This window comes from Nonomuraea monospora, assembly GCF_039531895.1.
Taxonomy (GTDB): domain Bacteria; phylum Actinomycetota; class Actinomycetes; order Streptosporangiales; family Streptosporangiaceae; genus Nonomuraea; species Nonomuraea monospora.
Genome location: NZ_BAAAQX010000030.1, coordinates 45,233 through 70,799, shown reverse-complemented (window position 1 = coordinate 70,799; position 25,567 = coordinate 45,233). Strand labels below are relative to the sequence as shown.

Annotated in this window: 29 protein-coding genes; 11 read left to right on the top strand and 18 right to left on the bottom strand. The window is 69.2% G+C overall.

All coding sequences use genetic code 11. From position 1 onward, the window contains the following. On the bottom strand, nt 1-651 hold the full coding sequence (locus ABD331_RS42060) for a response regulator transcription factor (protein WP_344488079.1): 651 nt from the start codon (nt 649-651) through the stop codon (nt 1-3). After that, on the bottom strand, nt 651-2,078 hold the full coding sequence (locus ABD331_RS42055; protein ID WP_344488077.1) for a sensor histidine kinase: 1,428 nt from the start codon (nt 2,076-2,078) through the stop codon (nt 651-653). Before ABD331_RS42055 ends, ABD331_RS42060 begins: the two co-directional genes overlap by 1 nt. A 109-nt stretch (nt 2,079-2,187) precedes the next feature. On the opposite strand from ABD331_RS42055, the gene ABD331_RS42050 reads away from it, so the two are divergent. Both ABD331_RS42050 and ABD331_RS42045 read left to right on the top strand, forming a co-directional pair. Next, a complete protein-coding gene (locus ABD331_RS42050; protein ID WP_344488075.1) occupies nt 2,188-3,093 on the top strand; it encodes an ABC transporter ATP-binding protein in 906 nt (301 codons plus the stop codon). Further along, nucleotides 3,090-3,818 carry an ABC transporter permease gene (locus tag ABD331_RS42045; protein ID WP_344488073.1) on the top strand — a complete coding sequence of 243 codons (729 nt, stop codon included), beginning with the start codon at nt 3,090-3,092 and terminating at the stop codon, nt 3,816-3,818. The genes ABD331_RS42050 and ABD331_RS42045 overlap by 4 nt, the downstream gene beginning before the upstream one ends. 35 nt (nt 3,819-3,853) lie before the next feature. Here the strand turns inward: ABD331_RS42045 and ABD331_RS42040 are convergent, their stop codons facing one another. Next, entirely contained in the window at nt 3,854-4,768 is a 915-nt protein-coding gene (locus tag ABD331_RS42040; protein WP_344488071.1) for an SMP-30/gluconolactonase/LRE family protein, read from the bottom strand. A gap of 56 nt (nt 4,769-4,824) precedes the next feature. Between ABD331_RS42040 and ABD331_RS42035 the strand changes: the two genes are divergently transcribed. Together ABD331_RS42035 and soxR are read left to right on the top strand one after the other, a co-directional pair. Next, complete coding sequence (locus ABD331_RS42035) at nt 4,825-5,256, top strand: Lrp/AsnC family transcriptional regulator (protein WP_344488069.1); 432 nt, start codon at nt 4,825-4,827, stop codon at nt 5,254-5,256. 9 nt (nt 5,257-5,265) lie between these two features. Then, complete coding sequence (soxR, locus tag ABD331_RS42030) at nt 5,266-5,763, top strand: redox-sensitive transcriptional activator SoxR (RefSeq protein WP_344488067.1); 498 nt, start codon at nt 5,266-5,268, stop codon at nt 5,761-5,763. On the opposite strand, the gene ABD331_RS42025 is transcribed toward soxR, so the two are convergent. Continuing rightward, on the bottom strand, nt 5,760-6,215 hold the full coding sequence (locus ABD331_RS42025; RefSeq protein WP_344488065.1) for a universal stress protein: 456 nt from the start codon (nt 6,213-6,215) through the stop codon (nt 5,760-5,762). The genes soxR and ABD331_RS42025 overlap by 4 nt on opposite strands. Before the next feature lie 176 nt (nt 6,216-6,391). On the opposite strand from ABD331_RS42025, the gene ABD331_RS42020 reads away from it, so the two are divergent. Next, nucleotides 6,392-6,868 carry a GtrA family protein gene (locus ABD331_RS42020; RefSeq protein WP_344488063.1) on the top strand — a complete coding sequence of 159 codons (477 nt, stop codon included), beginning with the start codon at nt 6,392-6,394 and terminating at the stop codon, nt 6,866-6,868. Here the strand turns inward: ABD331_RS42020 and dnaB are convergent. Beyond that, nucleotides 6,865-8,232, bottom strand: a complete 1,368-nt coding sequence (gene dnaB, locus ABD331_RS42015; RefSeq protein ID WP_344488061.1) for a replicative DNA helicase — start codon at nt 8,230-8,232, stop codon at nt 6,865-6,867. The two genes, ABD331_RS42020 and dnaB, sit on opposite strands and share 4 nt — an antisense overlap. A 296-nt stretch (nt 8,233-8,528) precedes the next feature. Here dnaB and ABD331_RS42010 point away from each other — a divergent pair, with 296 nt between their 5' ends. Together ABD331_RS42010 and ABD331_RS42005 are read left to right on the top strand one after the other, a co-directional pair. Then, nucleotides 8,529-9,830 carry an MATE family efflux transporter gene (locus ABD331_RS42010; RefSeq protein WP_344488059.1) on the top strand — a complete coding sequence of 434 codons (1,302 nt, stop codon included), beginning with the start codon at nt 8,529-8,531 and terminating at the stop codon, nt 9,828-9,830. Between the two features lie 67 nt (nt 9,831-9,897). Further along, nucleotides 9,898-11,370, top strand: coding sequence for an APC family permease (locus ABD331_RS42005; RefSeq protein ID WP_344488057.1), 1,473 nt, complete (start codon nt 9,898-9,900; stop codon nt 11,368-11,370). Here ABD331_RS42005 and ABD331_RS42000 read toward each other — a convergent pair. The 7 genes from ABD331_RS42000 to rpsF form a co-directional block, all read right to left on the bottom strand. Next, nucleotides 11,367-12,110: an amino acid ABC transporter ATP-binding protein gene (locus ABD331_RS42000; RefSeq protein WP_344488055.1), complete on the bottom strand. Its 744-nt coding sequence runs from the start codon at nt 12,108-12,110 to the stop codon at nt 11,367-11,369. The genes ABD331_RS42005 and ABD331_RS42000 overlap by 4 nt on opposite strands. Then, nucleotides 12,107-12,946 carry an amino acid ABC transporter permease gene (locus ABD331_RS41995; RefSeq protein ID WP_344488054.1) on the bottom strand — a complete coding sequence of 280 codons (840 nt, stop codon included), beginning with the start codon at nt 12,944-12,946 and terminating at the stop codon, nt 12,107-12,109. Before ABD331_RS41995 ends, ABD331_RS42000 begins: the two co-directional genes overlap by 4 nt. Further along, nucleotides 12,943-13,677 (bottom strand): ABC transporter substrate-binding protein, encoded by a 735-nt coding sequence (locus ABD331_RS41990; protein WP_344488052.1) that lies wholly within the window; start codon nt 13,675-13,677, stop codon nt 12,943-12,945. Before ABD331_RS41990 ends, ABD331_RS41995 begins: the two co-directional genes overlap by 4 nt. A gap of 370 nt (nt 13,678-14,047) precedes the next feature. Beyond that, complete coding sequence (gene rplI / locus ABD331_RS41985) at nt 14,048-14,494, bottom strand: 50S ribosomal protein L9 (RefSeq protein WP_344488050.1); 447 nt, start codon at nt 14,492-14,494, stop codon at nt 14,048-14,050. A 14-nt stretch (nt 14,495-14,508) separates the two neighbouring features. After that, on the bottom strand, nt 14,509-14,745 hold the full coding sequence (gene rpsR, locus ABD331_RS41980; protein WP_020543048.1) for a 30S ribosomal protein S18: 237 nt from the start codon (nt 14,743-14,745) through the stop codon (nt 14,509-14,511). Between the two features lie 64 nt (nt 14,746-14,809). Further along, nucleotides 14,810-15,376 (bottom strand): single-stranded DNA-binding protein, encoded by a 567-nt coding sequence (locus ABD331_RS41975; RefSeq protein WP_344488048.1) that lies wholly within the window; start codon nt 15,374-15,376, stop codon nt 14,810-14,812. 79 nt (nt 15,377-15,455) lie between these two features. Further along, nucleotides 15,456-15,746 (bottom strand): 30S ribosomal protein S6, encoded by a 291-nt coding sequence (rpsF, locus tag ABD331_RS41970; RefSeq protein WP_026214314.1) that lies wholly within the window; start codon nt 15,744-15,746, stop codon nt 15,456-15,458. A 191-nt stretch (nt 15,747-15,937) separates the two neighbouring features. Between rpsF and ABD331_RS41965 the strand changes: the two genes are divergently transcribed. After that, nucleotides 15,938-16,255 (top strand): hypothetical protein, encoded by a 318-nt coding sequence (locus ABD331_RS41965; RefSeq protein ID WP_344488046.1) that lies wholly within the window; start codon nt 15,938-15,940, stop codon nt 16,253-16,255. A gap of 43 nt (nt 16,256-16,298) precedes the next feature. Here the strand turns inward: ABD331_RS41965 and ABD331_RS41960 are convergent, their stop codons facing one another. After that, on the bottom strand, nt 16,299-16,475 hold the full coding sequence (locus ABD331_RS41960; RefSeq protein WP_187414907.1) for a hypothetical protein: 177 nt from the start codon (nt 16,473-16,475) through the stop codon (nt 16,299-16,301). A gap of 77 nt (nt 16,476-16,552) precedes the next feature. Between ABD331_RS41960 and ABD331_RS41955 the strand changes: the two genes are divergently transcribed. Beyond that, nucleotides 16,553-17,296, top strand: a complete 744-nt coding sequence (locus ABD331_RS41955) for a deoxyribonuclease IV (protein WP_344488043.1) — start codon at nt 16,553-16,555, stop codon at nt 17,294-17,296. 61 nt (nt 17,297-17,357) lie between these two features. On the opposite strand, the gene ABD331_RS41950 is transcribed toward ABD331_RS41955, so the two are convergent. The 4 genes from ABD331_RS41950 to ABD331_RS41935 all read right to left on the bottom strand — a co-directional run bounded on the left by ABD331_RS41950 (nt 17,358) and on the right by ABD331_RS41935 (nt 22,839). After that, entirely contained in the window at nt 17,358-18,422 is a 1,065-nt protein-coding gene (locus tag ABD331_RS41950; protein WP_344488041.1) for a mannosyltransferase family protein, read from the bottom strand. Next, a complete protein-coding gene (locus ABD331_RS41945; RefSeq protein ID WP_344488039.1) occupies nt 18,419-19,741 on the bottom strand; it encodes a glycosyltransferase family 87 protein in 1,323 nt (440 codons plus the stop codon). The genes ABD331_RS41950 and ABD331_RS41945 overlap by 4 nt, the downstream gene beginning before the upstream one ends. After that, nucleotides 19,738-22,221 (bottom strand): transglycosylase domain-containing protein, encoded by a 2,484-nt coding sequence (locus tag ABD331_RS41940; RefSeq protein WP_344488037.1) that lies wholly within the window; start codon nt 22,219-22,221, stop codon nt 19,738-19,740. The genes ABD331_RS41945 and ABD331_RS41940 overlap by 4 nt, the downstream gene beginning before the upstream one ends. A gap of 231 nt (nt 22,222-22,452) precedes the next feature. Beyond that, nucleotides 22,453-22,839 (bottom strand): DUF5318 family protein, encoded by a 387-nt coding sequence (locus ABD331_RS41935; protein WP_344488035.1) that lies wholly within the window; start codon nt 22,837-22,839, stop codon nt 22,453-22,455. Between the two features lie 133 nt (nt 22,840-22,972). On the opposite strand from ABD331_RS41935, the gene ABD331_RS41930 reads away from it, so the two are divergent. Beyond that, the gene (locus tag ABD331_RS41930; protein ID WP_344488033.1) at nt 22,973-23,569 is read left to right on the top strand and encodes a PadR family transcriptional regulator; all 597 of its coding nucleotides are present in this window, start codon (nt 22,973-22,975) and stop codon (nt 23,567-23,569) included. Between the two features lie 13 nt (nt 23,570-23,582). Continuing rightward, nucleotides 23,583-24,662, top strand: a complete 1,080-nt coding sequence (locus ABD331_RS41925) for an inositol-3-phosphate synthase (protein WP_344488031.1) — start codon at nt 23,583-23,585, stop codon at nt 24,660-24,662. A gap of 230 nt (nt 24,663-24,892) precedes the next feature. On the opposite strand, the gene idi is transcribed toward ABD331_RS41925, so the two are convergent. Further along, complete coding sequence (gene idi, locus ABD331_RS41920) at nt 24,893-25,477, bottom strand: isopentenyl-diphosphate Delta-isomerase (RefSeq protein ID WP_344488029.1); 585 nt, start codon at nt 25,475-25,477, stop codon at nt 24,893-24,895. Between the last annotated feature and the right edge of the window lie 90 nt (nt 25,478-25,567).

The following is a 25,567-nucleotide window of genomic DNA, read 5'->3' as shown; positions in this document are numbered from 1 at the left end:
TCAGCGGCTGTTGAGGTAGGCGAGCACGGCCAGCACGCGTCTGTTGTCGTCGTCCGACGGGGCCAGGCCGAGTTTGGCGAAGATGGAGGCGGTGTGCTTGGCCACGGCGCTCTCGCTCAGGTAGAGCCGCTGCGAGATGGCCGCGTTCGAGCGTCCCTCGGCCATCGCCTCCAGCACCTCGCGCTCGCGCGGCGTCAGCGCGGCCAGCGGCTCGTTCCTGGCGTTGCTGGCCAGCAGCTTGGCGATCACCTCTGGGTCCATGGCGGTGCCGCCCTCGGCGACCCTGCGCACGGCGTCCACGAACTGCTCGGCGTTGAAGACGCGGTCCTTGAGCAGGTAGCCGATCCCGCCCGAGCCGTCGGCCAGCAGCTCGCGCGCGTAGAGCTGCTCGACGTGCTGGGACAGCACGAGCACGGGCAGCCCGGGAAGCTGCTTCCTGGCCGCCAGCGCGGCCTGCAGCCCCTCGTCGGTGTGCGTGGGCGGCAGCCGCACGTCCACGACGGACACGTCGGGGCGCAGCTCCAGCAGGCCCTTCAGCAGCTCGGGGCCGCTCTCCACGGCCGCGACCACCGTGAAGCCGTGGGCCTGGAGCAGGTGCACCAGGCCGTCTCTGAGCAGGTAGAGGTCTTCGGCGATCAGTACGCGGTTCATCAGCACCAGGGTTTCGTCGGGGTGGCCTCCGCCATGAACTTCTCGCGGTTGTGCGAGGCGGGGATGCGGATGGCCATGACATGCATGATGACACCCAGCGCGATCATGCCCAGGATCACCGGCCACTGCCAGGGGCCCGGCAGGTGCAGGGCCAGGAACCAGGTCTTCTCCTCCACCCCGAAGATCTTGAAGATGCCCGCCACCAGCCCTTGCGGGAACGTCGGGCACCAGGCCGTGGCCCACAGCACCATGACGGTGACCGACTTCCAGCGCGGCAGCTTGGACAGGTCCTGCGCCCACGGCACGGGCAGCACCTTGGGCAGCTCCATGCTGACGGTCGTGGGGCCGCCCGGCGGGCTGTGCAGGGCGAGCACGCCGTCGAAGGCGGCCAGGCGCCGCTCGATGCCGGCCAGGCCGCTGCCCTTGCCCGGGTCGGCGCCGCCCATGCCGTCGTCGCTCACGCTGACGAGCAGGCCGGCCCCGCTGGCGCTGATGTCCACCGTCGCGGTGCGGGCGTCGCCGTGCCTGGCGGCGTTCGACAGCAGCTCGCTGACCGCGAAGTAGACCGCCGCCTCCACCGGCGGCTCCGGCCGGTGCGGCAGGCTGACGTCCACGGTGACGTCGAGGGGGCTGTCCATGGCCAGCGCGCGCACGGCGTCGGCCAGGCCGCGCTCGGCCAGGACCGGCGGGTGGATGCCGCGGATGACCCTGCGCAGCTCCGTGAGCGTCTCAGAGGAGGCGTCCCTCGCCTTGGCTAGCAGGGCCTTGGCCGCCTTGGGGTCACTCTCGACGAGCTGCTCGACGGCGCCGAGCGTCATGCCGATCGCCACGAGCCTGGCCTGCGTGCCGTCGTGCAGGTCGCGCTCGATCCTGCGCATCTCGGCCGCCTGGGAGCCGGCGGCCAGGTCGCGGGTGCGCGTGAGGTGGCTGACCTGGCCGGCCAGGCGGCTGGCGGCGGTCGCGTCCAGCAGCTTCTTGCTCCACAGCCCGTACACGCGCAGGCCCCGAGCCGGGAGCAGGAGCAGCAGCGGCGCCAGTCCCACCTTCACCAGCGGGTCGACCAGCAGCCAGACCTCGTCGCGCCACGTCGCCGGGTCGCTGACCAGCCACTTCCAGCGGTTGTTCCAGGCGGGCACGCGGGGCGTCTTGTAGAGGGTGCGGTCCGAGCGGTACATGCCGTCGGCCTGCGGGACCGGCGGCGGGGGCGGCGGCAGGTACGGAGCTTCGATCTTGATGCCCGTCCAGTTGCGGACCAGCCGGCGGTTGAGCTCGGCCAGCTCCCTGACCATCATCGTCTGCGGCGGGAACAGGAAGACCATGCCGAGCGCGAAGGACAGCAGCAGCATGACCCCTGTCAGGAGCGTCATGGGGACCTGCACGACGACGAGCGCGAGCAGCGTCGTGACGTGACCGTACCTTCGCAGCATGCCCCCAGTCTGCGTCAACCGGGCATCCGCTGACACTGCACCTAGATACACCCTTGGAGGGCATCCAGCCGGATTACCCGGCAGGCGGCGCGCTCCTAGCGTCGTGACCATGAAAATCATCGAGGTCAGGAACCTGCGCAAGCAGTACCCGAAGCACCTGGCGGTCGAGGATGTCTCGTTCGAGGTGGCCGAGAGCGAGATCTTCGGCATCCTCGGGCCGAACGGGGCGGGCAAGACCACCACGGTCGAGTGCGTGGCCGGCCTGCGCGAGCGGGACGGCGGGCACGTCCGCGTGGCCGGGCTGGACCCGCGCGACGACAGGGAGGAGCTGCGCCGCGTGCTGGGCATGCAGCTCCAGAGCTCCGCGCTGCCCGACAAGATCAAGGTCTGGGAGGCGATGGACCTGTACGCCTCCTTCTACCCCGACCCCGCCGACTGGCCGGAGCTGCTGGAGCGGGTGGGCCTGTCCGCCAAGCGGGACACGCTGTTCAAGGACCTGTCCGGCGGGCAGCGCCAGCGGCTGTCCGTCGCGCTCGCCCTGGTGGGACGGCCGCGCGTGGCGGTGCTCGACGAGCTGACCACCGGCCTCGACCCGCAGGCCCGCAGGGACACCTGGGAGCTGATCGAGCAGGTGCGCGACACGGGCGTGACGATCGTGCTGGTCACCCACTTCATGGAGGAGGCCGAGCGGCTCTGCGACCGGCTCGCGCTCATCGACGCCGGCAAGGTGGTCGCCACCGACACGCCCGCCGGGTTCATCGAGCAGGCGGGCGGCGGGCAGCGGGTGAGCTTCCGCCCGTCGGCCGCGTTCGACGACTCCGTGCTCCTGGCCCTGCCCGAGGTGCGGGAGGTCACCAGGAACGGCCAGAACGTCACGGTGAGCGGCTCGGGGAACCTGGCCCCCGCCGTCACCCTCGCCCTGGCACACCACCAGGTCGTCCCCGGGAACCTGCGCATCGAGCGGGCCACCCTCGACGACGCGTTCCTCGCGCTCACCGGAAGGAAGCTGTCATGAAGCTGCTCGTGATGGAGACCAAGCTGCACCTGCGGGACTGGCCGACGCTGCTGTTCACGATCGGGCTGCCGGTCGGGCTGCTGATCGTGCTGGGGTTCAGCATCCCCGGCTTCACCGAGCAGCAGGAGGGCGGGCAGCGGATCGTCGACACGCACATGCCGAGCACGATGGCGCTGCTCTCGCTGCTGACGCTGTCGTGCAGTGTGCTGCCCGCGGTGCTGGCCACGTACCGGCAGCAGGGGGTGCTCAGGCGGATGTCCACCACGCCCGTGCATCCCGCGCGGGTGCTGGGGGCGCAGCTCCTGATCAACCTGGCGGTCGGCACCGTGTCCACGATCGTGCTGATCGTGGCCGGCCGGCTGGCGTTCGGCGCCGCGCCGCCGCGGCAGTGGGCCTGGTTCGTCCTGGTGTTCCTGCTCGGCACCGCCGCGCTGCTGGCGATCGGGCTGGTCATCGCCGCGCTCGCGCCGAGCGCCAAGTCCGCGCCCGGCATCGGGTCGATGGTGATGTTCCCGCTGATGTTCCTCGGCGGCGTCTGGGTGCCGCGCGAGGTCATGCCGGACGCGCTGCGCGTGATCAGCGACTTCTCCGTGGCCGGGCCGTTCGCCCAGGCGCTCAAGGACACCTGGGCGGGACAGCCGCCGCAGCTCCTGCACCTGGTCGTGGTGGCCGCGGGGCTGGCCGTCTTCGGCGGGCTGGCCGTGCGCTGGTTCCGATGGGAGTAGCCGCGCCCACCGCCGCGGGGGCGCGGAGGGAGGCGTCAGCGCCCGGCCCACACCGGGCGCGCTCCTGTGACGTTGGTCATCAGCGAGTACAGCGAGGACGAGGCCGTGATGAACAGGCGGTTGCGCTTGAGCCCGCCGAACACCAGGTTGGCCGTGAACTCGGGCAGCCTGAGCCTGCCGATCAGCGTCCCGTCCGGGTCGTAGCAGAGCACCGCCTTGCCGGCCGCGACCCACACGCGGCCGGTGTCGTCGAGCCGCATGCCGTCGTAGTTGTCCTGCTCCCCGCCCTCGGCGAAGACCTTCCCGCCGCCGAGCGTGCCGTCGTCGCCTGCCTCGAAGACCCGCAGGTGCCTGGCCCTCGTGTCGGCCACGTACAGCCGCCGCTCGTCGAGGGAGAAGGCCAGGCCGTTGGGCCGGACGAAGTCGTCGGCCACGATCCGCACCTCGCCCGTCACCGGGTCGGCCCGGTAGACGTGGCAACCGTCGATCTCCTGCTCGGCGGCCACGCCCTCGTAGTTGCTGAGGATCCCGTACGGCGGGTCGGTGAACCAGATGGAGCCGTCGGAGCGCACCACCACGTCGTTGGGGCTGTTGAGGCGCCTGCCCTGCCACCGGTCGGCGATCACGGTGATCGAGCCGTCGTGCTCGGTGCGGGTCACCCGGCGCTCGCCCTGCTCGCACGAGACGAGCCGGCCCTCGCGGTCGAGCGTGTTGCCGTTGACGTAGCCGGACGGCTGCCTGAACGGGCCCACCGCGCCGGTCATCTCGTCCCAGCGCAGCATGCGCTCGTTGGGGATGTCGCTCCAGACCAGGAAACGCCCGGCGGGGAAGTACACCGGGCCCTCCGCCCACCGGGTGCCGGTGTGCAGGATCTCGACCTTGTCGTCGCCGCCGATCGCGCCGAACCGCTCGTCCAGCACCTCGAACTCTGTGGGGATCGTGTCCGTCATACCGCACACCATACGGGGTTCAGTAGTGCGGCGGTATGACCGGATAGCATTCGGTTGTGGATGACATCGACAGGATGCTGGTCGGCTTGCTTCAGGAGGACGCGACGCGGTCGTACGCGGTGCTCGGCAAAGCCGTGGGGCTGTCCAGCGGGGCCGCGCACGAGCGGGTGCGCAAGCTGCGCGAGCGCGGCGTGATCAGGCGGACCACCGTCGAGGTGGATCAGGAGGCGCTCGGGCGGGCGGTGACGGCGTACGTGCTGGTGAACGGCGGGTCGTGGATGGGCGGCGCCGGACAGGCGCTGGCGGCCGTGCCCGAGGTCGAGGAGGCGCACGTCATCGCGGGCCCCGCCTCGCTGCTGCTGAAGGTCCGCACGACCGGCACCCGCGAGCTTCAGGACGTGCTGCGCCGCATCTTCCAGGTGGACGGCGTGACAGGGACGCAGACCGTCGTCGTCCTGGAGACGCTGTTCGAGCGAACCCTCAAGTAATCTCCAGGTATGACGAAGGTCGCCTGGAACACCAAGGAGCTGACGGTCGGCCAGCTCGCGGAGCGCAGCGGCGTGGCGGTCTCCGCCCTGCACTTCTACGAGGCCAAGGGCCTCATCAGCAGCCGCCGCACCGCCGGCAACCAGCGCCGCTACAGCCGCGACAGCCTGCGCAGGGTCGCCTTCATCCGGCTCGCGCAGCGCATCGGCATCCCGCTGAAGGTCATCAAGGACGCGCTGGCCGAGCTGCCCGACGAGCGCACGCCCACCCGCGACGACTGGGCCCGGCTGTCGGCCGCCTGGCGCGGGGAGCTGGACGACCGGATCGAGCAGCTCCAGCGGCTGCGTGACGATCTGACCGAGTGCATCGGGTGCGGCTGCCTGTCGCTGGACCGGTGCCCGGTCGCCAACCCGCACGACCGGCTGGGCGACGAGGGGCCGGGCGCGCGGCGCATCGACACCCGGCTCTGCCCGCCGCAGCAGGCCTGCTGCGTCCCTGCACCCTCTTAACGGGCGGGCTTGGCCGGGGGCGGGACGATCAAGGTGGGCCGGTGGGCGTGGTGCAGCACGTGGTTGGAGACGCTGCCCAGCAGCACCGACCGCACCCCGGCCAGCCCGCGCGAGCCCGTCACGATCACCGAGGCGTCGATCTCGTCGGCCACGTCCACGATCGTCTTCCAGATCGACTCGTTGTCGGCCACGGCCCGGTAGGACACGTCGCTCAGCCCGGCGGCCACCGCCAGCTCCGCGCCCTCCTGAGCGTGCTGCTCGGCCTGCGCCTTGGCCTCGCTCTCCGTGCCGGGGTCGATCGCGCCCGCGGCCAGCGGGTACTTCTTGAGCTGCACGAGCAGCGGCTCCCACACCGTGACGATCACCGTGGGCTCGGCCGTGAGGTGCTTGGCGGCGAACTCGATCGCGGTGCGCGCGTCGGCTGAGCCGTCGTAGGCGACGAGGATGGTCATGGCGTACTTCCCTTCGCTTCAGTCATTCGTTAGAGCACCGGGACGATCACCTGCCATTCCTCGGTCAACTGTCTGGTCGGTCACATGTGCGGGTGAGACGCGTGAGAAGATCTGGGGTGCTCCGAATAGCAAGGGCGGTACTCGCACGATTGCCGCAACCGCTGCACGCACTGGTCATGCGGCACCGTGAGCTGCTGAAGTTCGCGGTGGTGGGCGGAACGACGTTCCTGGTGGACAACGCGGTCTTCTACGGGCTGAAGCTGACCTTCCTGGAACCCAAGCCGGTGACCGCGAAGATCATCGCGGTGCTCGTGGCGACGATCGTGTCCTACGTGCTCAACCGCGAGTGGTCGTTCCGGGCCAGGGGCGGCCGCGAACGCCGTCACGAGGCCGCCCTGTTCTTCCTGGTCAGCGGCGTCGGCCTGGTGCTCAGCTCCGCGCCCCTGTGGATCTCCCGTTACGTGTTCGGCCTGGAGACCCCCGAGGTGGGCCTGGTGACCCAGGAGATCGCCGACTTCGTCAGCGCCCAGGTCATCGGCACGCTCGTCGCCATGGTCTTCCGCTACTGGGCGCTGCGCAAGTGGGTCTTCCCCGACGAGAAGCCCACGCCTGACAGCACCCGCCCGATCCCCGCCCCCGCGAGCCGCCGTTAGTGCTGGGCCATGTCGACGAATCGGCTGTAGTGACCCTGGAAGGCCACCGTCACGGTGGCGGTGGGGCCGTTACGGTGCTTGGCCACGATCAGGTCGGCCTCGCCCGCTCTGGGCGACTCCGGCTCGTACGCGTCCTCCCGGTGCAGCAGGATGACCATGTCCGCGTCCTGCTCGATCGAGCCCGACTCACGGAGGTCGCTGACCGCGGGCCGCTTGTCCGTACGCTGCTCGGGACCACGGTTGAGCTGCGAGATCGCGATGACCGGCACCTCCAGCTCCTTGGCCAGCAGCTTGATGGCACGGGAGATCTCGGAGACCTCGTTCTGGCGGCTCTCGGTCTTCTTCGGCGAGCTCATCAGCTGGAGGTAGTCGATGACCACGAACCGCAGGTCGTTGCGCTGCTTGAGCCGCCGGCACTTGGCCCTGATCTCCATCATCGACATGTTGGGCGAGTCGTCGATGAACAGCGGGGCCTCGGCGACCTCGCTCATCCGGCGGGCCAGGCGGGTCCAGTCGTCGTCGCCCATCATGCCGGAGCGCATGTGGTGCAGCGCCACGCGCGCCTCGGCGGACAGCAGACGCATGGTGATCTCGTTGCGGGACATCTCCAGGGAGAAGATGACCGTGGTCATGCCGTTCTTGATCGCGGCCGAACGGGCGAAGTCGAGCCCCAAGGTCGACTTGCCGATGGCGGGACGAGCCGCGACGACGATCATCTGGCCCGGGTGCAGGCCGTTGGTGAGCTGGTCGAGGTCGGCGAAGCCGGTGGGGACGCCGACCATCTGGCCGCCGCGGCTGCCGATGGCCTCCAGCTCGTCGAGGGCGCCCGGCATGATGTCGGCCAGCGGCGCGTAGTCTTCCGAGGTGCGGCGCTCGGTGACCTGGTAGATCTCGGCCTGGGCGCGGTCGACGAGCTCGTCGACCTCTTCGTTCTGGCCGCCGTAGCCGAAGGAGACGATGCGGGTGCCGGCCTCGATGAGGCGGCGCAGGATGGCCTGCTCGCGGACGATCTTGGCGTAGTAGCCGGCGTTGGCCGCCGTGGGGACGACGGCCGTCAGGGTGTGCAGGTAGGCCGCGCCGCCCACCCTGGCCATCTCGCCGCGCTTCTGCAGTTCGTCGAAGACGGTGACGGCGTCGGCGGGCTCGCCCCTGCCGTACAGGTCGGTGATGACGTCGTAGACCATCTGGTGGGCGGGCCGGTAGAAGTCGTCGGAGCGGAGGATCTCCACGACGTCGGCGATGGCGTCCTTGGACAGCAGCATGCCGCCGAGGACGGACTGCTCCGCCTCGATGTTGCTGGGCGGTGTGCGCTCGAAACCCGGGCCTCCGCCGGAGCCTCCGCCGGCCTCTTCGTCAATGCTCACCCGCGCCCCCTCGAACAACTTGCAGGCGGTCGCACCACCCCCACTTGTAGTCGACCGGTGTGACAGTTTCTCGGAGTAACGCGCCGTCGGCAACGTGACCTGTGGACAACCCTGTGGCCGACCTGTGGATGACCTGTGGATGAACGCCCTCAAGGTGTGAACGGCCTGTGGACGGAGCCTGGGGATAACTCTTGCGGATATCCACCGAAGCCACTCTGACCAGGGCGAACAGTGTCCACCGGCTGTGGAGGAAAGAAAGTTGGCCCGACACGCCGGGTAAGGCTCATAATGGACGAATGCCCATTACATCCAGAGATCGGGAGATTCTCCGGCTGGCCGTGCCCGCCTTCGGCGCGCTCGTGGCCGAGCCGCTCTTCCTGCTCGCCGACTACGCCATCGTGGGGCACGGCCTCGGCACCACGGCGGTCGGCGCTCTGGGTGTCGCGGGGACGGTTCTGACGACTCTGGTGAACCTGTGCGTGTTCCTCGCGTACGGGACGACGGCGTCCGTGGCGCGCCAGTCGGGGGCGGGCGATCACCTGCGGGCCATGCGCAGCGGCGTGGACGGCATCTGGCTGGCGCTGGCACTCGGCGTGGCCGTGATCGTGGCGTGCTGGCCGCTGGCTCCGGCGATCGTGGAGCTGTTCGGGGCGGTGGGGTCGCAGGCGGCGCAGGCCGTGACGTACCTGCGGATCAGCCTGATCGGCGCGCCCGCCATGCTGGTCGTGCTGGCGGGCACCGGCGTGCTGCGCGGGCTGCAGGACACGGTGACGCCGCTGGCGGTGGCCGTCGGCTCGTTCGCGCTGAACGCGGCGCTGAACGCCTGGTTCGTGCTGGGGCTGGGCTGGGGCATCGCCGGGTCGGCGTGGGGGACGGTGCTGGCGCAGACGCTCGGCGCGGCCGTCTACCTCGTGGTGGTGGCCCGCGCGGCGGCGCGGCTGGGGGCGCCGCTGACGCCGTCCGTGGCGGGGGTCAAGCAGGCGGGGACGGTGGGGTTCGCCCTGTTCATCCGGACGTTGTGCATGCGCGTCGTGATCCTGGCCGCCACCGTCATCGCCACCAGGATGGGCGAGGCGGAGCTGGCCGCGTACGCGCTGGCCACCCAGGTGTGGACGCTGCTGGCCCTGGCCCTGGACGCGATCGCCATCGCCGGGCAGGCCATCACCGGGCGCTCGCTCGGCGCCGGCGACGTCGAGGCCACCCAGGCCGCCACGAAGCGGATGGTGTGGTGGGGCGTCTGGTCGGGGGTCGTGCTCGGCCTGCTGGTGCTGGCGGCCAGGCCGCTGCTGCCCGGCCTGTTCGACGCCGATCCGCGGGTCGCCGGGCTGCTGCTGGACCTGCTGTGGCCGGTGGCGCTGCTCCAGCCGCTCTGCGGGGTGGTGTTCGTGCTGGACGGCGTGCTCATCGGCGCAGGCGACCAGCGTTACCTGGCCTGGGCCGGGGTGTGGACGACGCTCGCCTACCTGCCCGCCGCCCTGGTCGCCGCCGGGCTGGGCGTGGTGGCCCTGTGGTGCGCGCTGGGGGTGTGGATGCTGGCCCGCCTGCTCACCCTGGTCCGCCGCGCCAACGGAACCGCCTGGCTGGTAACCGGCACGTGATGGATTCGTGCTTGTTGTTGTCCAAGTAGTGAGACATTGTGGGCGAGTTCCCTGAGCGGGGTGTTCCTTGTCCACAATTCTGCGACGACTGCCGCCTTCGGAGGCGACCGGGCTGCGCACCGGCGCCCGGCACAGCCTGGCCGAGGTCTACCGGCCGGCCGACCTGGTCGTGCTCGGGCTCGGCGTGATGATCGGCGCGGGCATCTTCAGCATCGCCGGGGAGCAGGCCGCCACCACGGCCGGCCCAGGCGTGATCCTGTCGTTCATGATCGCGGGCATCGCGTGCCTGCTGGCCTGCCTGTGCTACGCCGAGCTGTCCTCCACGATGCCGACCTCCGGCAGCGCGTACACCTTCACCTACGTCATCTTCGGCGAGGTCTGGGCGTGGATCATCGGCTGGGCGCTGATCCTGGAGCTGCAGTTCGCCGCCGCGGTGGTGGCCAGGGCGTGGGCCGCGATCACGGTCGGCGCGATCGCCAACTTCGGCGTCCAGGTGCCCGCCGCCGGCCTGGTCCAGGACGTCCTCGTGTTCGTGATCCTGGTGCTGCTCACGGGCATCGTGGCGCTCGGCGCGCGGGTCGGGCTGCGCGCCCTGTGGGTCATGGTGTCGGCCAAGCTGCTGGCCATCGGCGCGGTCATCGTCGTCGGCCTGACCCACCTCGACGTGGCCAACTTCGGCGACTTCTACGTGCCGCCGAAGACCCTCGACACCGCTCCGGCGACCGTGCTGGAGATCTTCGTCGGCGAGAGCCAGGCGTTCGGCTGGTTCGGCGTCTTCTCGGCGGCCTCGGCGATCGCGTTCGCCTACATCGGGTTCGACATCGTGGCCACCTCGGCCGAGGAGACCGCGAACGCGCCCAGGGCCGTGCCGAAGGGCATGATCCGCAGCCTGGTGGTCGCCACCGTCCTCTACCTCGCCGTGGCGCTGGTCATGGTCGGCATGGTGTCGTACACGCAGATCTCCGTCGAGAAACCGCTGGCCAGCGCCTTCCGCGCGGTCGGCGTGGACTGGATGGTGCACGTCATCGACGCGGGCGCGGTGCTCGGGCTGACCACGGTGATCCTGGTGCTGATCGTGGGGCAGACGCGGGTGCTGTTCTCGATGGCCCGCGACGGGCTCATCCCCCGCCGCCTGGCCACGGTGAGCCGCCGCTACCACACTCCCACGCGGGTCACGCTGGTGATCGGGCTGGTGGCGATCGTGCTGGCCGAGTTCGTGCCGGTGCTGACGATGCAGCAGCTCGTGGTGATCGGGACGCTGTTCGCGTTCGCGTTCGTGGCCGCCGGGGTGATCGTGATGCGGCGGCGCATGCCGCACCTCGAACGCGGCTTCAGCGTGCCGCTCTCACCGCTGCTGCCCGCGCTGTCGCTGCTGGCCACCCTCTGGCTGATGGTGAACCTTCGGGTGCTCACCTGGGCCTGGTTCGCCCTGTGGATGGCCTTCGGCCTGCTCGTCTACCTCGTGTACGGCCGCCGCCACAGCCTCCTGGCCCGCCCGAGCGCCCCCTCCAGGCACCCCCACGGCCGCCACCGTCGCTAGAACCGCCCCGACTCCACCACGCTGCGCAGGAACTCCCTGGTGCGCGGATGCTCGGGCGCGGAGAAGAGCTGCTCGGGCGGCCCCTTCTCCAGGAGCACCCCGCCGTCGAGGAAGCACACCACGTCCGAGATGTCGCGGCAGAAGCCCATCTCGTGCGTCGTCAGGACCATCGTCATGCCCGACTCCTTGAGCTCCCTGATGATCCCCAGCACCTCCACCACCAGCTCGGGGTCGAGCGCCGAGGTCACCTCGTCGAGCAGCATCAGCCGGGGCTGCGTGGCCATCGCCCGGATGATCGCCACCCGCTGCTGCTGGCCGCCGGAGAGCTGGTCGGGGTAGGCCTTCGACTTGGCCGCCAGCCCGAACCTGGCCAGCAGCCCATGGGCCTGCTCCTCCGCCTCCGCCCTGGCCACGCCGTGCACCTGCCTGGGGGCCAGGGTGATGTTGTCCAGCACCGTCATGTGCGGGAACAGGTTGAACGCCTGGAAGACGATGCCGAGCCGCCTGCGCACCTGGTCGACGTTCACCCGGGGATCGGTGAGCTCCTCGCCGTCGAGGTGGATCGCGCCGTCGTCGACCGTCTCCAGCAGGTTGACGCAGCGCAGCAGCGTGGACTTGCCCGAGCCTGAGGCCCCGATGAGGCTCACCACCTCGTGCGGACGCACCTCCAGATCGATGCCGCGCAGCACGCTGTGGCCGTGGAAGTGCTTCCACACCCCTTCGATGGTCAGCACGTTCATGCGCCGCGCCTCCTGCGCGTCCGGTCCGCCAAGTGGTCGGTGAGCCTGGCCATCGGGATGGTGAGCAGGATGAACAGCAGCGCCGCCGCCAGGTAGGGCGTGTAGTTGAACGTGCTCGCCGCGTGGATCTGAGCCTGTCTCAACGCCTCCAGCGGCCCGATGGTGGCCACCAGCGCCGTGTCCTTCTGCAGCGAGACGAAGTCGTTGAGCAGCGGCGGCACGACCCTGCGGGTGGCCTGCGGCAGCACCACGAAACGCATGGTCTTGACATGGCCGAGCCCCAGCGAGCGCGCCGCCGCGACCTGGCTGGGGTGCACCGACTCGATGCCCGAGCGGAACACCTCGGCCACGTACGCGCCGTAGGAGAGCGTGAGGGCGATGATGCCCAGCGTCGCCAGGTCGGAGGGGATGCCCTGCAGCCTGAGCGCCGGCAGCCCGAACCCGATGAGGTAGATCACCAGGATCGTCGGCACGCCGCGGAAGACGTCCGTGTAGAGCGTCGCCAGGGCGCGGATCGGGAAGAAGGCGGGCGTCTTGATGCCTCTGGCCAGCGCCACCAGCAGGCCGACGACGAGGATCAGGACCTCCGCGATGAGGAAGATCTTGATGTTGAGCACGAAGCCGCTCAGCACGTCGGGCAGCGCCTTGACGAACTGCTCGCCGTTGAAGAACGTCTCCCGCACCCGCGGCCAGCCCGGCGAACCGGTCACTCCCCAGACGACCAGGACGATGAAGACCACCGTCGAGGCCGTCGCGATCGAGGCCGACCGGCGGGCGCGTGAGCGGCGGACCCGCTCACGCTCGCGCTGGCGCTCGGACTTGACCCACTCGCTCATCGCAGCTCGGGCGCGCCCGCCGCCGAGCCCAGCCACTGCTCCTCGATCCTGGTCAGCTCGCCCTTGGTCCTCAGCGCGTCCACGGCCTTGTCCACGCAGGGCTTGAGCGCGCTGCCCTTCTCCATCACCAGGCCGAACTCCTCCGGCGTGCCGCCCGTCGAGCTGAACTGGCCGACGATCTTGGACTTCTCCACCTGGGCGGCCGTCACGTAGAACGCCGTCGGCAGGTCCACGACCACCGCGTCCACCTGCTCGTTCTTCAGGGCGTTCACGACGTCGATCTGCTCGTTGTAGACGTTGGGGTCGTCGGCGGGCTTGATGACGTTCTTGACCGCGTCGAGCGAGGTCGTCCCGACCTGCACGCCGATCTTGGCGTCCTTCAGCTCCGCCAGGCTCTTGGCCCCGGCGTACTTGCTTCCCTCGACGGCGACGACGGCCTGCTTGACCGTGTAGTAGCCCTTGCTGAAGTCCACCGCCTTGGCCCGGTCAGGCGTGATCGAGACCTGGTTGACGTCGAAGTCGAACTGCTTCTCCCCCGGCGCGAACGCGGCATCGAACTTCACCGTGCTCCACTGCACCTCACTGCGGTCGAAGCCCAGCTCCCCCGCCACGGCGAACGCGACAGCACTCTCGAACCCCTGCCCGTTACTCGGGTCATCGTCCTTGAACCACGGCTCGTAGGCGGGCTTGTCGGTCCCGATGGTGAGCTTGCCAGGGTTGAGAAGCTGCAACTGCTCCTTCGCACAGGCGGTGGAGGTCGTAGGCGCGGCAGTAGTGGCCGTGTCATCCACAGGCGCACAACCGACAGCGGCCACGGCCAACGCGAGCAGCAGCAAAGGGCGAACGGCCATGGCCTGCCTCCAGGGGGAACGTGCTAAAGAACGAACGGCATTCTACGCCGCCCGAATAGGGAATCCCGCCCAAGGGTGCCCTTCACCACGGCAATCGGCCCACTTTGGGCTCGCGTAACGGCGGCCCGCCGGTGAAGGGTCAGAGGCCGTTTCCTGGAGGGCCCTCAGCCGGAGTACGGCGGGTGGTGAGCCACGGCTTGCCGTAAACAAAAGAAGGCCCCCCACAAAGGGAGGCCTTCCGTATGCGAGATCAGCCTGCGACGACCTCGACGTCAATACCTGCAGCCACCTCCGGGTGGAGGCGGACGCTGACGCGGTGGGAGCCGACGCTCTTGATCGGGTTGATGATCTCGATGCGGCGGCGGTCGAGGATCGGGCCGCCGGCGGCCTTGACGGCGTCGGCGATGTCGCCCGTCGTGATCGAGCCGAACAGCCGGCCCGACTCGCCCGCGCGGGTGGTCAGCCGGACGCGCAGCGCGCCGAGCTGGCCGGCGACCTCCTTGGCGGTGCCGAGGTCGCGGATCTCGCGGGCGTCGCGAGCCTTGCGGATGGTCTCGATCTGCTTCTCGGCGCCCCGCGTCCAGCGCATGGCGTAGCCGCGCGGGATGAGGTAGTTACGGCCGTAGCCGTCCTTGACCTCGACGACGTCGCCGGGGGTGCCGAGGCCGGAGACCTCGTTGGTGAGGATGAGCTTCATATCGACAGGCCTCCTTAGCGCGCGGTGCTCGTGTAAGGCAGCAGGGCCACCTCACGGGCGTTCTTGATCGCGGTCGCCACGTCACGCTGGTGCTGGGTGCAGTTGCCCGTCACCCGGCGCGCACGGATCTTGCCGCGGTCGGAGATGAACTTCCGCAGCAGCGCCGTGTCCTTGTAGTCGACGTAGGAGATCTTGTCGTGGCAGAACAGGCAAACCTTCTTCTTGGGCTTGCGCAGTGCCGGCTTTGCCATCGTGGTGCTCCTTTCAGAGCCCCGCCTTCAGGGCGGGAATGGACTCGGGCTTGTGGGACTGGATTTAGAAAGGCGGCTCGTCGCTGAAGTCGTTGCCACCGCCGCCGCCGAAGCCGCCGCCGCCCTGCTGGCCGCCGCCGCCTCCGCCGTAGCCGCCGCCACCGCCCTGGAAGCCGCCGCCCTGAGGCGGGGCGGGCGAGGCGGAGGCCCACGGGTCGTCGGCCGGGCCGCCACCGAAGCCGCCGCCACCGCCGCCACCCTGACGGGAGGTGCGGTTGACCTTGGCGGTGGCGTTACGCAGGGACGGGCCGACCTCGTCGACCTCGACCTCGTAGACCGTGCGCTTCTCGCCTTCCTTGGTCTCGTAAGACCGCTGCTTGAGCCGCCCCTGCACGATGACCCGCATGCCGCGCTGGAGGCTCTCGGCGGCGTTCTCCGCCGCCTGCCGCCAGACGTTGCAGGTCAGGAAGAGGCTCTCGCCGTCTTTCCACTCGTTGGTCTGTCGATCCATGAACCGCGGAGTGGACGCGATGCGGAATCGAGCCACCGCTTGCCCCGTCGGGGTGAAGCGCAGCTCCGGGTCGTCGACCAGGTTGCCGACGATGGTGATTACGGTGTCGCCTGCTGCCATGGCTAGCGCTCGCCTTCCTGCACGCCTTCGCTTGGATTACGGCTCAGAGTACGGGGCTCCTCCGACAAAAAGCCGGAGGTTAGTGCACGTCGGGACGCAGGACCTTGGTGCGCAGGATGCCCTCGTTGAGGTTCATCTGCCGGTCGAGCTCCTTGACCGTCGCGGGCTCCGCGGACAGGTCGATGACGGCGTAGATGCCTTCGGACTTCTTGTCGATGTCGTAGGCGAGACGGCGACGGCCCCAGACGTCGACCTTCTCCACGGTGCCGCCGTCGTTGCGGACCACGGTGAGGAACTGGTCGAGGGACGGCGCGACAGTGCGCTCATCGAGCGAAGGGTCCAGAATGACCATTACTTCGTAACGACGCATGCGGGACTCCTACCTCCTCTGGACTCTTGCGGTCACGACACTCTGCCGTGACAGGAGGACGCTGACGTCTTGGCCCGGGCGGCCCCTTTCGGCACCCGGGGCGATGGGGCACCCATCACAACGCAGCGTGCCCCAGGTTACCAGCCGCGGGTAGGTGGGAAGGCCTGTAGGAAACCAAGGGGGTGGTGGCTGTGCCACATGTGCTTCAGCCCTCCGAATCGGAGCGGTTCAGGCTCACGCTCAACCCGGATGGTCGTCCGCACCCGGTCGAGAACATCCTGGCCATCGTCACACTCGTGTGCGGTGTGGTCGCCTTCGTCGCCACGTTCTGGACCTCGGCGCACATGATCGCGTCCTGGGTCGGCACGCTGGGCTTCGGCGTCGGCCTCTACTCGCAGTACATCTCGGCCACGACGCCGCAGCGCACGCTCAACATCATCGGCCTCGTGGGCTCGTTCGTGGGCGCCGCGCTGGGCATCGCCCACGGCGGTTTCCTCCCCCATCCATGAGCAACGGCCCCGGCTCGACCGGGGCCGTCCTGTTCTATGCGCCTCACCCGATGTGCAGGTCTATGCCGAGCAGGACCAGGAACCACAGGAACACCGAGAGCAACGCCTCGGCGAGGTCCCTGAGCAACCCGGGCGTGATGTAGTCGTACACCCAGGCGACGTAGATGCCGATGATGACGTAAACGAGGACGATGAGCGCTCGTAAGCGCCAGCGGCTCATATGTTGTCTCCTCAGGAGTAGGGGGTGTCCCCGCGACTGCCCTGAGCTGCTTCCACCAAACGGATAAGCTCGGTGACATGGTGCTAATCGGAGCTCACGTCGATCAGGACGACCCCGCCGCCCACGCCGCGGAGGTGGGGGCCGAGGTGGTGCAGTTCTTCCTCGGCGACCCGCAGGGCTACGACAAGCCCGTGCTGCCGGCCAAGCCGGTCGAAGGGGTCGACGTCTACATCCACGCCCCCTACCTGGTCAACGTGGCGACGACCAACAACCGCATCAGGATCCCCAGCCGCAAGCTGCTGGAGCAGCACCTGAAGGCGGCGGCGAGCCTCGGCGCCAAGGGCCTGATCGTGCACGGCGGCCACGTCAACAAGAGCGACGACCCGCAGACCGGGTTCGACAACTGGCGCAAGGTGTTCGAGCGCATGGAGTGCCCGATCCCGGTGCTGATCGAGAACACCGCGGGCGGCGGCAACGCGATGGCGCGCAAGCTGGAGCGCATCGCCCGGCTGTGGGAGGCGCTCGACGGGTTCGACGTGGGCTTCTGCCTCGACACCTGCCACGCCCACGCCGGCGGCGAGGAGCTGATCGACCTGGTCGACCGGGTCAAGGCCATCACCGGCCGCATCGACCTGGTGCACTGCAACGACTCGCGCGACGACTTCGACTCCGGCGCCGACCGGCACGCCAACCTGGGCAAGGGCAAGATCGACCCCGAGCTGATCCTGGCGGTCTGCCGGGCGGCCGGCGCGCCGATCGTGGTGGAGACGCCCGGCGACGGCCAGGCGGACGACATCGCGTTCCTGAGGAAGAACCTCTAGCGATTACACACAGCCTGTGGATAACTTCCCTGGATTACCGAGACGGAAAAGTGGGTAAGGGTCAGCCCGCCCAGGCCCCGTTGAGGAACCGGAAGGCGTTGACCAGCATCAACGGCCCCGAGATCGTCGCGTAGAGCACGATCACCCACGTCCGTCTGGTCGCGAACCGCGCGACCACCACCCACAGCGGGAACCACAGCAGCAGCGAACGCGGGATCGACAGGTAGTACGCCGACGTCATCAGCGCCCCCGCCTGCGCGCCCGTGTAGACGGCCTCGCTCCACCGGCGCAGCACCAGCAGCCACACCAGCGCGGCCATGGCCACCACGACGCCGACGATCTCCATCCGGAAGGCCACCGCGAAGTCGCCCGAGCCCATGGCCGAGCGCCAGGTCGTCGCCCACGCCTCCCACGGCCAGGAGAAGTCGCGCCCCCACCCGGCCTCCTGCGCGTGCTTCCAGGCCAGCCAGTCGCCGGTCCTGCCGTACTGGTAGTACGAGTACGCCACCAGCGGCACGAACGGCACGGCCAGCCACCCGGCCCGCCGCGGCGGCTCCTTGCGCATCACGAACTCCACCACGAGCGCGACCGCGAGGAACAACCCCGTGATCCGCACGCAGGAAGCCCCCGCCGCCAGCAGCGCCGCCGACGGCCAGTTCCCCTGCCTGGCGGCCAGCCACGCCGGGATCGCGAAGGCCAGGAACAGCGACTCGCTGTAGCCCGCGGCCAGGAACACCGCCATCGGGAAGAGCAGCAGCGCCAGCACCGCCATCCACCCGGACGCGCCCTCCACCTCGGCCAGCCTGGCCAGCGCCAGCATCGCGACCGCCCCGGCGGCCAGCGAGACCAGCAGCCCGGCCGCCGCCCAGTCGGGCACCACGAGGTGCACCAGCCGCAGCGCCGCCGGCAGGCCGGGGAAGAAGGCGGGCAGCCCGTCGTCAGGCGGCTTGCCCGGCTCGCCGTCGTAGCCGTACTGGGCGATCGTGACGAACAGCGTGGCGTCCCACTTGCGCCACTTGTCGAGGTACCCGCCCGTCGCCGCGCCGAGCAGCGTGGCCAGGAGCAGCCCGGCCCGCGAGCCGAACCACAGCAGCAGCGCGTCCCTACCGGCCGAGCGAGTGATCATCTGAAGGCGGACTGGAGCGTGAACCGGTCAGGGGCGTCGTCGAACACGCCACCCGCCTGGTCGTCTATGTCGGCCTGCCGCACCACGTCCTTGTCGGGCCGCAGCACGTCACGCACGACGAACGCCATCATGATGGCAATCGTGATGATCCGGCCCCACACGGCGGTGAAGTACGTGTCGTCACCGATGCCCAGGTCGTCCCGGTTGAGCGGCGACTGGGCCACCAGGTACAGCCAGATCGCGACGAAGTACCAGACCTCCGCGAGCTGCCACAGCACCAGCGGCTTCCAGTTGGGCCTGGCCAGCACCGCGAACGGCACCAGCCACAACACGAACTGGGGCGACCACACCTTGTTCGTCATCATGAACGCGGCCAGCGCCAGGAAGCAGATCTGCGCCAGCCGGGGCCTGCGCGGCGCGGCCAGCGTCAGCACCGCGATGCCCACGCACATGACGGCCAGCGACACCATGCCGAGCGTGCTCACGTCGGCCTCGCCCAGCACGGGCCAGCCCTTGTTCTGGAAGAACAGCCACGGCGAGCCCCAGTCGACCCCGCGGTCCTGGGAGAAGACGTAGAACCTGCGCCAGCCCTCCCAGGCGAGGACCATGAACGGCACGTTCACCACGAGCCACGCGCCCAAGGCCGAGCCCATCGTGACGAGGAACGGCCGCCACCGCCCGGTGCGCCACGTCAGCAGGAACAGCGCGCCGACGAACATCAGCGGGTAGAACTTGGTCGCGATCGCCAGCCCCAGCAGCACCCCGGCCGCCACCTGGCGCTGCCGCTTCCAGGCCAGCAGCATGCCCATCGACAGCGCGCCGGCGACCAGGTCCCAGTTGATGTAGGCGGCCAGCACCACGGCCGGCGAGATGGCGTACCAGAGGGCGTCCCAGCGCCGCGTCGGGCCCGCCACCGCGGCCATCAGCAGCACGCCCGCCACCAGGCAGGCGCCGAGCAGGATCACCGTCAGGTCGTAGAAGCGCACCGCCTGGGCGACGTGGTCAGGCTCCAGCGCGCGGGCGATCCAGCTGAACAGCTGCATGACCTCGCCCAGCACCACCGGGTACTCGACCTGCTTGTCGAACGGCACGTCGGCGAAGTACGGGTTCTGGGTGGCCAGCGCCCTGTCGAAGTACAGGGGGTAGATGTCGCTGTAGCAGAAGTTGGTGTAGGTGGTGACCTGGTCGTTCCACCCGCCGGTGCGGCACGGGAGCCGCACCACGTACGCGAGGGTCGCCCCCAGGGCGGCGATCAGCCCCAGGGGCAGGTAGGGAACGGCCCGCGCCACGAAGGGGGCGCGGGCCTCGGTGCTCGTCACTGGTCCTCTGGCCTGGTGGCCTTCGGCTGCGCCCCGCTGGATCTGGGCTCGGGCGCGGAGCCCTGGCCGGCCAGGCCCACGTCGTTGGGGTCGCTGTTGCCGAAGTCGTCGTCGGCGCCGTCGTCCACGTTCACGTCGTCGTCCGGGACGGTGACGTCGTTGTCGTCGCAGCCGATGAGGCAGTCGTCGGAACCGTCGTCGAACGGGTTGTCCGAGCCGAACGGGTTCTCGTCCTCGGGCGTGGGCGTCGGGGTGGGCGTCGGGCTCGGCACGATGTTCTCGGGGACGCCGACCTCGGCCCGGTCCGGGAACTGCTCGACCGGCAGGTTCTCGTGGGCGAGCTGCATGAACTTCTGCCAGGCGATGGTGGGCGGTCCCGCGCCCTCGAAGCCGAGCGAGACCTCCTTGACGCTGGTGTAGGGGTTGTCGTTGTCGTACTTCTTGCTGCCCTTGCGGGTGATCGGGCAGTTGGAGTGCTGCGGCGGGACGACCTTGCCCGTCTTGGTCACGCACTGCTCGCGATAGAACCCGACGGCGGTGGAGACCTGCGGCGTGTAGCCGACGAACCAGGCCTCCTTCTCGTCGTTGTTCGTGCCGGTCTTGCCCGCGGCCGGCCTGGTGCCCAGGCCCTTGCCCGCCGCGGTGCCGCCCGCCTGCAGCACCGCCTGCATGGCGACCGTGGCGTCGGCGGCGACCCCCGGGTCGACGACCGTCTTGGCGACGGCCTGCTCCGGGTAGGCGACCTTGCCGTTCTGCTTGACCTCCTGGACGACGTGGTACTTGGTGTACTTGCCGCCGTTGGCGAAGATCGAGTAGCCCGCCGCCTGCTCGACCGGCGTCACCAGCGCGCTGCCGATCGCGAACTGGAAGTGGTGCTCGTCCACGTCCTGTTCCATGCGCTTCTGGTCGAAGCCGGCCGCCTCGACGAGGTTCTTGACGTCGTCGAGCCGGCCCGGCAGCGCGTACGCCATCGACACGTAGGCGGTGTTGACGGAGGCCGCGGTGGCCTTGACCACGTCAACGGACACGCCGACGTTGTGGCTGTTCTTGATGCCGCCCGCCTGCTGGCCCGGCAGTTCCTTCGGCACCGTCTGGTTGCCCGGCACGTAGCTCTTCAGCGAGTAGCCGGCCTGCAGCCAGGCCGCCAGCACGTACGGCTTGAACGCGGACGCGGCCTGCTTGGTGGACTGGAAGGGCTCGTTCCACGGGTCGGTGAGGAAGTTGTCGCCGCCGTAGAAGGCGAGCACGCGCCCGTTCTTCGGGTTCACCGCGGCCAGGCCGCCGTGGAACTCCGTGCTCATGCCGTAGGCCTGCATGGTGCTCTTGACCGCGGTCTGCGCGGCCTTCATGAGCTTCTTGTCGAAGGTCGAGACGATCTTGTAGCCGCCGGACTTGATCTCGTCGACGGTCAGGCCGCGGCCCTCGAGCTCGTTCAGCACCTCCTCGACCATGTAGCCGTTGAGGCCGCCCAGGTCGTCGTCGCCGGCGGAGGCGAGCGTCTTCGGGAACTTGGCGGTCTGCGGGAGGGTGCCGTACTTGTCGGGCCACAGCTCGGCCATGTTCTGGATGACCTGCTTGAAGCGCTGCTGGAGCGCCGGGGAGTTGTGGTCCCAGTTCGGCTGCTGGATGCGTGCGGCGAGGTAGGCGCCCTGCTCGGGGGTCAGCTTCGCGGCGGTGACCTTCTTGCCGGGGAAGTACGACTTCGCGGCGGCCTCGACGCCGTACGCGCGGCCGAAGTTGATGGTGTTGAGATAGGTCGAAAGGATGTCCTCCTTCGACATGGTCTCGTCGAGCTTGACCGCGACGAAGATCTCCTTGACCTTGCGCTGGATCGACACCTCCTGGCTGAGGCCGTCGTAGTAGCCGCGGGCCATCTGCTGGGTGATCGTCGAGGCGCCCTGGAGCTGCTGCCCCGTGGCGGTCATCCACACCGAGCGGGCCATGCCGGAGATGGAGATGCCGGAGTCTTCCCAGAACGTCTTGTTCTCGATGGCGACCGCGGCGTTCCTGACGTCCTCGTCCATCCTGGCGAAGGGGACGATCTCACGCTTGAATCCGAGCTGGGCGATGACGCTCTTGCCGTCGCGGTAGTAGATGGTGCTCTGCTGGGCCGTCGCCTCGCTCTGGGCGGAGGTCGGCACGGGCGTGTTGGCGTACGCGACCATGATCATGCCGAACAGGCCGGCCGCGAGCACCACGGCGCCCGCCACGACGATCTTCCAGCTCGGCACGAACCTGCGCCAGCCGCCGCGTCCGTCGCCGTCCTTCTTCGTCGGCGGGCCCGGAGGCTCGGGCGGCTGCCCGGAACCGCGCCTGCGCGAACGGCGCGGCGCGTCACTGATGATCGTCTCCTGGTTACCCAGCGTGCGCGTATCCTGGCTGCGCGGGCGCTGCGGCGGCTGCTGCCCGTACGGATCGTCCGGCCCAGGGCGCGGCTCGGGCCTGCGCGGCGCCGGCTGGTCGTACGGCTGCGCGGCCATCGCGCCCGTCTGCTCATAGGCCGCTTCAGGACGACGGGGCGGCTGGGCCGCACCCCAACCCGGCTCGCCGGTTTGAGGTGGAGAACTCTGGGGCACAGAACGGGATGAGCTGGATCGACGGCGCCTTCCAGGGCGGGCCGTCCCCTCATTCATGCTGTTACTCACACGTCCTCACAACGTCGTCGGAACATAAACGGCGGTCGGGCGTGAACTCTTCGCCGCCCTCGGTCTTCACGCTTGTCCGGCGAGATCCGGTGGTCCGTTCCCGAGGACGTACGAAACCGTCAGGTGATTCCAGGAACAACCTTGGCAGACCTCGACAACGTACACCCGGAACTCATCGTAATCATGAGCCATGGCGGCGAGTTCTGATGTGACCTTTGCCTGACCGGCATGCCTCCCGAGGGAATCCCCGTAGACATAGGTCACGTTGGTGACGTTCTCCTGTTCGCACACCGGGCAGGGGCGTTCGGTCGGCTCGCCGAAGTGGCGCGCCGCCCGGAGGAGGTAGGGCTGTGCGTCACAGACGTCGCGGCGCGAGGCGCGCCCCGAGCGCACGGAGCGGACCACCGCCCGCTTCGCGAGGCCGTAATCCACCACCCTTCTCTGTGACCACATGAGCGCCAGACTACGGCGTTTTACGGGTTCATCCCAACGCCTTGGCAGATTCATAGATTGCAGCCATATAGCGCACCGACGTATCTTGGAGATGTATCGGCTCGATACATCGACGCGAGAGGGGGCGGTTCCAGTGGCCAGCGGACAGGGCAGGGTTCTGGAGCTGGCCGTGCTCGGGTCGCTGCACGAGACGCCGCTACACGGCTACGAGCTGCGCAAACGGCTCAACGCCTTGCTGGGGATGTTCCGTGCGTTCTCCTACGGGTCGCTGTACCCCTGTCTGCGATCACTTCTGGCTCAGGGCCTGATCGTGGAGGAGCAGCCCGCTCCCACCGCGATCGTCGGCGGCAGGTCGAAGATCGTCTACAAGCTGACCGCCGAGGGCAAGGAACGCCTTCAGGACATGCTCACGCAGGCCGGTCCATCCGCATGGGAGGACGAGAGCTTCGGCGTGCACTTCGCCTTCTTCCGCCACACGGAGGCCGAAGTGCGGCTGCGCATTCTCGAAGGCCGCCGTAGCCGGCTCGAGGAGCGCCTCGACGCGGTGCGTACTGCGCTGGCGCGCACCAGGGAGCGTCTCGACAGTTACACGCTCGAGCTGCAACGTCACGGGCTCGAGTCCGTCGAACGCGAGGTGCGCTGGTTGAACGAGCTGATCGCAACGGAGCGTCGGGCCTCGTCCTCGTCAGAGGACAGGCCCGAGAGAGATACCACGTCAACTGATGAGTAAGGGAGCGAGTGCGATGGGTTCGGTTCGCGTGGCCATTGTCGGTGTCGGCAACTGCGCGTCGTCGCTGGTCCAGGGCGTTCACTACTACAAGGACGCCGACCCGGACACACGGGTCCCGGGCCTCATGCACGTGAAGTTCGGCGACTACCACGTCGGTGACGTGGAGTTCGTCGCCGCCTTCGACGTGGACGCCAAGAAGGTCGGCCGCGACCTTTCTGAGGCCATCGTCGCCAGCGAGAACAACACGATCAAGATCTGCGACGTCCCGCCCACGGGCGTGACGGTGCAGCGCGGCCACACCTTCGACGGACTTGGCGAGTTCTACAGCGAGATCATCGAGGAGTCCGACGAGGCCCCGGTCGATGTGGTCCAGGTGCTGCGTGACAACCAGGTCGACGTCCTCGTGTCGTACCTGCCTGTGGGGTCGGAGGAGGCCGACCGCTTCTACGCGCAGTGCGCGATCGACGCCAAGGTGGCGTTCGTCAACGCGCTGCCGGTCTTCATCGCCTCCGACCCCGAGTGGGCGGAGAAGTTCACCGAGGCCGGGGTGCCGATCGTCGGCGACGACATCAAGTCGCAGGTCGGCGCCACCATCACGCACCGGGTGATGGCCAAGCTGTTCGAGGACCGCGGGGTCGAGCTGCTGCGCACGTACCAGCTCAACTTCGGCGGCAACATGGACTTCATGAACATGCTGGAGCGCAAGCGGCTCCAGTCCAAGAAGATCTCCAAGACGCAGTCGGTCACCTCCCAGATCCCGCACGAGATGGGCAAGGCCGACGTGCACATCGGGCCGTCTGACCACGTGCCGTGGCTCGACGACCGCAAGTGGGCGTACGTGCGGCTGGAGGGGCGTTCGTTCGGTGACACTCCCCTGAACCTCGAGTACAAGCTGGAGGTGTGGGACTCGCCGAACTCGGCGGGCATCATCATCGACGCCGTTCGGGCGGCCAAGATCGCCCTTGACCGGGGGATCGCGGGGCCGATTCTGTCGGCTTCCTCGTACTTCATGAAGTCGCCGCCGGAGCAGTACTCGGACGATGAGGCTCGGGAGTACGTCGAGAAGTTCATCCGGGGTGAGGTCGAGCGCTGACCTGCTCCGCCCCGTGGCGCCGTGCCCCCGCTTTTGTGCGGGGGCACGGCGCTTTTCACACCCTTTACGGCGCTTCCGCGTGCTTGCGGCGCCTTCGCGTGCTTGCGACGCGTACGTGGGCTTGCGATGCCTTCGCACGGGCTTTGGGGTGCCCCACGCGCCTGCCACGCATCCGCGCGGGCGCGGCGCCGCCACGGGCGTGCGGCGCGTGCGCGGGTGGGCGGGCGGGGCTACGGGCGGGCGGCCGGGGGGAGGTCGGCCGGGGAGGCGGGCGGCCAGGTGAGCGGGTCGGAGCCCAGCTCGGCCAGCAGCGGCACCTGCTCCCTGCACCACGGCGAGATCGCCAGCAGCCCGTTCCCGGCCCCCTCGGCGAACTCCTTCCACGGCATCCACCGCGTCTGCGCCACCTCGTCGGGGTTGGGCGTGACGGAGGAGTCGACGGTGACCCGGTAGACCGGGCAGAGCTCGTGCTCGACGATGCCGTTGGCCATCTCGGCGCGGTAGGAGAAGGCGGGCAGCATCAGGTCGGCGTGCCCGGCCGTGAGGCCCAGCTCGTAGGAGAGCCGGCGCAGCACCGCCCGGTCGACGGGCTCGCCGGGAAGCGGGTGGCCGCAGCAGCTGTTGGTCCAGACGCTCGGCCAAGTGATCTTGTGATCGGCTCTCTTGGTGAGCAGCACGCGGCCTTCGCTGTCGAAGACGTAGCTGGAGAACGCCAGGTGAAGAGGGGTCTCCCGGCCGTGCACCGACGTCTTGGGCGCGGTGCCGAGCGCATGGCCGGACGGGTCAACCAGCACAACGTGTTCCTCAGTGGTCACGCTATGAAGCGTACGAGATCACCCGCACCGGTTGGAACCCCATGCGCACCCGCTGCACCAGCATCCTAGGACAGGGGACGCGGAGCTAGG

What these genes read in the sequence shown, in the direction of transcription:
- ABD331_RS42000 (WP_344488055.1), bottom strand. Translation starts at nt 12,110, where the DNA reads ATGAACGTGCTGACCATCGAAGGGGTGTGGAAGCACTTCCACGGCCAC.
- ABD331_RS41950 (WP_344488041.1), bottom strand. Translation starts at nt 18,422, where the DNA reads ATGATCACTCGCTCGGCCGGTAGGGACGCGCTGCTGCTGTGGTTCGGC.
- rpsR (WP_020543048.1), bottom strand. Translation starts at nt 14,745, where the DNA reads ATGGCAAAGCCGGCACTGCGCAAGCCCAAGAAGAAGGTTTGCCTGTTC.
- ABD331_RS42025 (WP_344488065.1), bottom strand. Translation starts at nt 6,215, where the DNA reads ATGACCATCCTCGTCGCCTACGACGGCTCAGCCGACGCGCGCACCGCG.
- ABD331_RS41975 (WP_344488048.1), bottom strand. Translation starts at nt 15,376, where the DNA reads ATGGCAGCAGGCGACACCGTAATCACCATCGTCGGCAACCTGGTCGAC.
- rpsF (WP_026214314.1), bottom strand. Translation starts at nt 15,746, where the DNA reads ATGCGTCGTTACGAAGTAATGGTCATTCTGGACCCTTCGCTCGATGAG.
- ABD331_RS42055 (WP_344488077.1), bottom strand. Translation starts at nt 2,078, where the DNA reads ATGCTGCGAAGGTACGGTCACGTCACGACGCTGCTCGCGCTCGTCGTC.
- ABD331_RS42010 (WP_344488059.1), top strand. Translation starts at nt 8,529, where the DNA reads ATGCCCATTACATCCAGAGATCGGGAGATTCTCCGGCTGGCCGTGCCC.
- ABD331_RS42045 (WP_344488073.1), top strand. Translation starts at nt 3,090, where the DNA reads ATGAAGCTGCTCGTGATGGAGACCAAGCTGCACCTGCGGGACTGGCCG.
- ABD331_RS42020 (WP_344488063.1), top strand. Translation starts at nt 6,392, where the DNA reads ATGCGGCACCGTGAGCTGCTGAAGTTCGCGGTGGTGGGCGGAACGACG.
- ABD331_RS41925 (WP_344488031.1), top strand. Translation starts at nt 23,583, where the DNA reads ATGGGTTCGGTTCGCGTGGCCATTGTCGGTGTCGGCAACTGCGCGTCG.
- ABD331_RS42050 (WP_344488075.1), top strand. Translation starts at nt 2,188, where the DNA reads ATGAAAATCATCGAGGTCAGGAACCTGCGCAAGCAGTACCCGAAGCAC.
- ABD331_RS41955 (WP_344488043.1), top strand. Translation starts at nt 16,553, where the DNA reads ATGGTGCTAATCGGAGCTCACGTCGATCAGGACGACCCCGCCGCCCAC.
- soxR (WP_344488067.1), top strand. Translation starts at nt 5,266, where the DNA reads ATGACGAAGGTCGCCTGGAACACCAAGGAGCTGACGGTCGGCCAGCTC.
- ABD331_RS41935 (WP_344488035.1), bottom strand. Translation starts at nt 22,839, where the DNA reads ATGTGGTCACAGAGAAGGGTGGTGGATTACGGCCTCGCGAAGCGGGCG.
- rplI (WP_344488050.1), bottom strand. Translation starts at nt 14,494, where the DNA reads ATGAAGCTCATCCTCACCAACGAGGTCTCCGGCCTCGGCACCCCCGGC.
- ABD331_RS41940 (WP_344488037.1), bottom strand. Translation starts at nt 22,221, where the DNA reads ATGGCCGCGCAGCCGTACGACCAGCCGGCGCCGCGCAGGCCCGAGCCG.
- ABD331_RS42060 (WP_344488079.1), bottom strand. Translation starts at nt 651, where the DNA reads ATGAACCGCGTACTGATCGCCGAAGACCTCTACCTGCTCAGAGACGGC.
- ABD331_RS41960 (WP_187414907.1), bottom strand. Translation starts at nt 16,475, where the DNA reads ATGAGCCGCTGGCGCTTACGAGCGCTCATCGTCCTCGTTTACGTCATC.
- ABD331_RS42040 (WP_344488071.1), bottom strand. Translation starts at nt 4,768, where the DNA reads ATGACGGACACGATCCCCACAGAGTTCGAGGTGCTGGACGAGCGGTTC.
- ABD331_RS41995 (WP_344488054.1), bottom strand. Translation starts at nt 12,946, where the DNA reads ATGAGCGAGTGGGTCAAGTCCGAGCGCCAGCGCGAGCGTGAGCGGGTC.